Source organism: Priestia sp. JV24 (genome assembly GCF_025910025.1).
Taxonomy (GTDB): domain Bacteria; phylum Bacillota; class Bacilli; order Bacillales; family Bacillaceae_H; genus Priestia; species Priestia megaterium.
This window is the reverse complement of the sequence record NZ_JAPCIN010000064.1, coordinates 1-5,834: the sequence shown is the minus strand read 5'-3', so window position 1 is coordinate 5,834 and position 5,834 is coordinate 1. Positions and strand designations below refer to the sequence as shown.

Annotated in this window: 4 protein-coding genes; 3 read left to right on the top strand and 1 reads right to left on the bottom strand. The window is 34.7% G+C overall.

The window, feature by feature from the left end:
* Positions 1–742, top strand: a 742-nt coding sequence (locus tag OK414_RS29615) for a transcriptional regulator (protein WP_264363578.1), incomplete at its 5' end; no start/stop codon positions are given.
* Positions 743–1,321: 579 nt separating this feature from the next.
* Positions 1,322–1,591: a hypothetical protein gene (locus tag OK414_RS29610; RefSeq protein ID WP_047933927.1), complete on the top strand. Its 270-nt coding sequence runs from the start codon at positions 1,322–1,324 to the stop codon at positions 1,589–1,591.
* 57 nt (positions 1,592–1,648) lie between these two features.
* Here OK414_RS29610 and OK414_RS29605 read toward each other — a convergent pair whose 3' ends face one another.
* Positions 1,649–1,960 carry a hypothetical protein gene (locus tag OK414_RS29605; protein WP_264363577.1) on the bottom strand — a complete coding sequence of 104 codons (312 nt, stop codon included), beginning with the start codon at positions 1,958–1,960 and terminating at the stop codon, positions 1,649–1,651.
* A gap of 376 nt (positions 1,961–2,336) precedes the next feature.
* On the opposite strand from OK414_RS29605, the gene mobQ reads away from it, so the two are divergent.
* Entirely contained in the window at positions 2,337–4,319 is a 1,983-nt protein-coding gene (mobQ, locus tag OK414_RS29600; RefSeq protein WP_034656330.1) for a MobQ family relaxase, read from the top strand.
* Positions 4,320–5,834: the final 1,515 nt, after the last annotated feature.

Sequence of the window (5,834 nt, the reverse complement as noted above, 5' to 3'; positions counted from 1 at the left end):
AACAAGAAAAGCGTTAGATCGACTCTGCTGGCTGGGTGCAGAAAAAGGCTTTTGCTTTCCTGGCAGTACATATTTAGGTAAAACCTATGAAATATCCAAAGGAAACATGGATCGCCATCTAAGAGAGTTACGAAAACAAGGGCAAGTTGTGACCGTCTATCGACGTTGCCCTCGTAATAACGGAAAAGGGAATCCTGTACATTTATTTGTTAACCACCCTTACTTTGAGTATTGGGTCAACTTTTTACAACTTGATTTGACCTCTCATGTTGAAGCAGATGTTGAAGCAGAAAATGCCGAAACCCCTTGTGAGAGTAAGGATGAAGAGGCAAAAAAAAATCCTACCTATAATTTAACTTTAAAAGATTTAAATAAATACATACGTAAAGACATAGATATAAAGCTTTCAACGGAATATCTACCGTCTTTTATTCCAATGCCATTTAAAGCAGCCGTACAGCCGTTTTTTAACTGTGCAGATGATATTTATCATTTATGGGGGAAAGTACGCTTAGCACACAAAATAAGCCGTCTAGAGAAGCCTGTTGAGGAATTAGTATCAATTGCTGTTCAAGCATTTAAAGAAACCGTCTTTGCTTATAAAAGAAATCGAATAAAAACAACCTTTGAAGCCTATTTTTTCGGGACTTTAAGAGGTTTATTTGCTGCTGAGCGTAGAAGAGAAGTTCAAAGAAATAAAACTAATCCATTATTCTATAACTTTTTAGAATTAGATGCTTAATATAGTTATCTTGAAGCCTATTTTTGTCTATAGACTGTGGAAAATGGGCTGTTTAGAAGAATACTTATGCCAAGAAGCATTGCATACTTACACGACTACATGTGTAGCTATATCAATGGCAACCTAAAATAAAACCTTTTAAAAGACATGGCATAAGTATGTTTACGGTTTAAAAGAAGATTCTTCAAAAAATGGAACCTTTAAGGTGTCTTTTCCTGTACTTCTGTTAAATCATATATAAAATCTATATTACATCCGTTGGCGTACAAGCAATTTGGGGATTTTGATCAATAGGTCTATAAATCAATGGTGTTTTTCGAGATACTTTCCTTATAGGTAACTTTGATTACGTTAGTAATCATGTTCCTATTAGAGGTATTCTTTTTATTACTCCTATTTTAGGTTAGATATATATCATGACGACCATGGGAAAAGAAATGTGCTAAATGAGTTTAAAAAGGGGTAACAACAAATTAGAAACATAGGGGGGCCATGTTCTAAAAAGAGAAACACAAAAGGGACGTCACTAAGACGTTACGTGGTTTAGAAGGTTCTTAACAATTCAAAGGAGAGAGTAGTATGGAAAAACACAAAATAAAACAGATTCTACAAGAGCATGAATTGTTTGATATTGAAATTCCTTTCATGACTAAGAATGGAGTTGACTATATTCGTGTAGACCTTTTATTTTATCTTATTACAAAAATGAAAGGGCGTATTTTCAAAGACATATATAGATCAATTCTCCAAAATAAAAATGATCCTCAAGAATTATATGGTATTCTTCGGGCCTTTGCTGAAATAGTGGACGACCTAGGCTACACATTTAGCAAACAAAAAAATGTATAGGCTCCTAGAGCAAATACGTTTTTTTGTTCTTATGTAATTGTAATAAAGACAAATCATTTATTCTTTTGTCGATGCTACTTCCTTGGATGCGTTGTTTTTCTGTGTAACAACTACATCATGATGTAAAATCTTCTCTTTATTTTTCCCTACATACGATTGCAATGCCTTTGCAATTTTTTCTGCCTCTTCTTCACTTTCAATTTCAAAGTATTTCTCGAAGATCGCGCCGACTTGAATCAGTCGTCTTGTTCTTTCTTTTCTCTCTTTTTCTTTTTTACGCGCTTCAACTTGTTGTTTCTTCGCTTTCATCTTCTCAATTTTCTCTTCTAATTCCTGAAGAATTTCCTCATCTGTTCGCTTCTTCGGCACCCATCCCCATCTCCTTTATCTGTTCTCTAATGTTTAAATTGATTATATCAAAAATTGAGATAAATTGGTATCATTAGCATAGATTCTCTCACCAGGATATGGTATAATTCCCTTAGATCGAATAGATAAGGGCGCACTTATACATCGTACCGATGTGTGCGGTTCCTTCGGAACGAAAAGACAAAACGAAAGACCCATTCGCCTAGATGGCGAATTTCATAAAACCTGTTTGCCTATCGGCAAAGATGAAACCACCATCCGACACCTTCGGTGTTCATGATGCTGATTTAGTCTAAAACGTTGATTAGCGCACTTTGTGCTCTCATCAACTTATTCCTAAAACACAAACCCATTCTCAAGAAAGGAGGAAAGAATTATGGCTATTTACCATCTATCGATGCAAATCATCAGTCGTTCAAAAGGACAATCGGCTGTTGCTGCAGCTGCTTATCGCAGTGGCGAAAAATTACATGATGAACGTACAGACGAGCAAAAGTTTTATGCTCGTAATGTACAACCGGAAACCATGATTCTGACTCCTTCCAATGCTCCAGAATGGATGAAAGATCGTAATCGTTTATGGAATGAAGTTGAAAAAGTAGAGAAGCGCAAAGACTCACAACTGGCACGTGAATTAAACATTGCTTTACCAATTGAACTAAATCGTGACCAACAAAAAGAACTCATTCAGTCTTTTGCTCGAAATGAGTTTGTTCAAAAAGGAATGGTCGCTGATATTGCTATTCATCGTGATGATGCCAATAATCCTCATGCTCACATCATGTTAACGATGAGAAACCTAGATCAAGATGGATTCGGCAAAAAGAATCGTGACTGGAATGCTGATTTTGCGAATACAAAAGAAAATAATCTCGGGTACGTAAAGAATAGCAAAGGTTGCTTATCCATCCGTGAACAATGGGCGAACTATGCAAATAAAGCGCTAGAACAGACTCAAATCAATGAACGTATTACCCATCTTTCTCATGAAAAGCGTGGACTCGAAACGTTACCAATGGTTCATTTAGGTCATGTCGCACATGATATGGAGAAGAAAGGGAAGAAAACAGATCGTGGCCAAATCAATCGGGAGCGCCAGGACTACAATAAAGCTGTGGTTGATTTACAAGCTTATCGTCGTCAAAAAGAAGACCACTTAAAGAAAATGAAGGAAAAAGAGAAGCAATTCAGCTTTTCTACGGATATAGAGAAAACCTATATTCAAAAAGCTGCGTCTCTCATAGGTCAAAAGGTTATTACCTTAGAAGATATTACAGCACGCCACGAAGAACTACGCAAAATGAGTGATCGTCATAATCCTATTGAACGACACTTTCATGCACAACAACAGCAATTCCTGAATGTCAGTAATTATTATGATCGTGTGAACGATTTAAAGCGTGAAATCCAACAGAACGAAGAAAAAGTAGAGGAACTTAAGAAGTCCCTTAATCCGTTTAAACTCAAAGAGAATAACATGATGAAACGACGTCATCTTGATAAAATTTCTGATTTAGAAAGTAACAAAGAAAGCTATGAGAGCAGCATTCAAAATCATAAAGAATCTCTTCGTTTTTCAACCAAAGAAGAGTTCTATCAGCGTTACCAAGAATTCTCGCAAAAGAAGGAAAATCGACTCAATCAGATTACGTATGAGAAAAAACAAATTCAAGTCGAAACCAGGGTACTATTACAAGCTGAAGAAGCTATTAAACAAGCCAAAATCCGTGAGATAAGCTCTCATTATCCGGATCTCAAAACAGCTGGAAAGCATCTCACGTACAGCAATGCATTAAAGCTGGAACAGTATCACAATACTACTCAACAAAATCAGTTTAGACTATCCAACATCAAACAAAGTCTAGATGCTAACCAAAAGAAGCTAGACGAGTTCAAAAAACATCAGAAAATGGTTCGTATAGAGAAAGAACATGTCTCAACTATGAGTAAACAAGTAGAGAAGCTTGGCAGCGTGGAGAAAAAGCTTGATGAATTAGACAGAAACCCAGGAGAAAAAGCGAAACGACTTGTCTCGAAAAAAGCTCGTCAAGACTATGAAGAATTGCAAAGTGAAGCTAAATATGGACGTGAAAATCTAAAAGAGCTGGGTTATAAAGGACAACAAGATTTACAACAACAACAAAGTCGTATAAACACAATGGAGAAAACCGTCGCCCCATGGTTAGAAAAAGAAATAAAAACATATGAAAGCAACATAAACGCTTTGGATACGATTTTTAATGCTATTCAACAAGCTACTCGTAGCCAAGAGCAAGCTCAACAAAGACATCAATTAAGAGGAATGAGAAGCACAAATATAAATAGATCGAAAAATCAAGGACCAGACCTTAGCCATTAGACATACAAAATTGCCTTAAGGCAATTAGAAACAACTTTAAGTTGTTTTAGTTAGATTCCTAATACCAGGGGGATTTAAATCTGTAAGATAACAGTTTCCCTACTACAGAGTGTCCAACCATCTCTGATCATTGACTTATAAGAAATAAATGAAAAAATAGTGGAAACCTTAGATAAAGTGAGCGCCTGTCCAACCCCTTTTCATTACTATGCATACTATAATATTGAGCAACCTCCTTGCTCTTCCAATAGATCTCGGCTCTTACATTGCTATGGAGTTAAAGAAAAAACTACTTTTGGGGCAAACAGTAGTTTTTTCTGTTTTTAGGCTATATATCATATATAAAATTAGTTAACATAATGAATTTTATAAGAAAAAGATACAAAAATAGTACAAGTTTTATATAAAACTAGCGCTTGTCCTCACCTTTATTCTTGCTTTGCATATTATAAATTGACCATTTCTATTTCAGCATCCTTCTATTTTTCTATTGGGTTCGAAAAAAAACTACTGTTTGGAATGCAGTAGTTTTTTCTGCTTTTCAGCTGTATATCATATGCAAACCTAATTAACATAATGTACTTTATCAGAAGCAAAATAAGTTTTATAAAAAATAATCACATTTCATGTTTCATTTTCGATCAAAGGGGTAAAGTACTATGATGGATTGGAATTTTACAAGAAACAGTCTTTTTAGATCTGTTTCTTTTTTTATTTAAGATTATAAAACGAATAATAAATATCAACTTGAGCAAACTAAACAAGATGCCATCCGACTCGGCATCCACAACCTATTTTCTTTAGTTACTCCAGAAAAACCTACCTTTTCCCTAACTCCAAGGTAGGTTTTTCTGTTTTTACGCTGTATATGATATACAAAGGTAGTTAACATAATCACTCTTTCCGGAACACATCAAAAAAGAGAACCCTTACACCCCAAGGGTTCGAAGAAGTTCTCTTTTTCTCTTTTATGCAACTTTTTATACATTGTTGATATGACGGAGTTCTCCTTACAGGAAAATGAAGAGATGATGAATAAAAAGCGCACCTTTTATTCATATGCTCAAAGTTCTATTACATTGATTTAATCACAAAAAAATTATAAAATTATTCAGACTACTTTTTTGATTGGTAATGTTGTCAAATCCCTTAAGATAAAAAGCCGCCTCTCATACCACATACTCAAGAGGTGGCTTTTTATTTTGCTATTGGCGAGAAATATAAAACGGCATAGTCCGTCTATAAATCAACGTTTCCTCCTTTAGAATTTAAATTATTAAATTCTAAAGGAGGAATATTTTTATGGTCGAATATAGAGGAAGAACAGTGTAAGATAATTTAATAAACACAGTATTTATTTATCAACTAGCTAGTACTTATCAAGGTTGATATCTTAGGTACAAACCTTGGTAAATCTTAATACTAAGGTTTTTTATTAAGGTATATAGATTTAAATTTAGGTTTATAAAGTAGGTGGAAACATGGATATTTTTGAGAACCACGGTGACAAAAAAA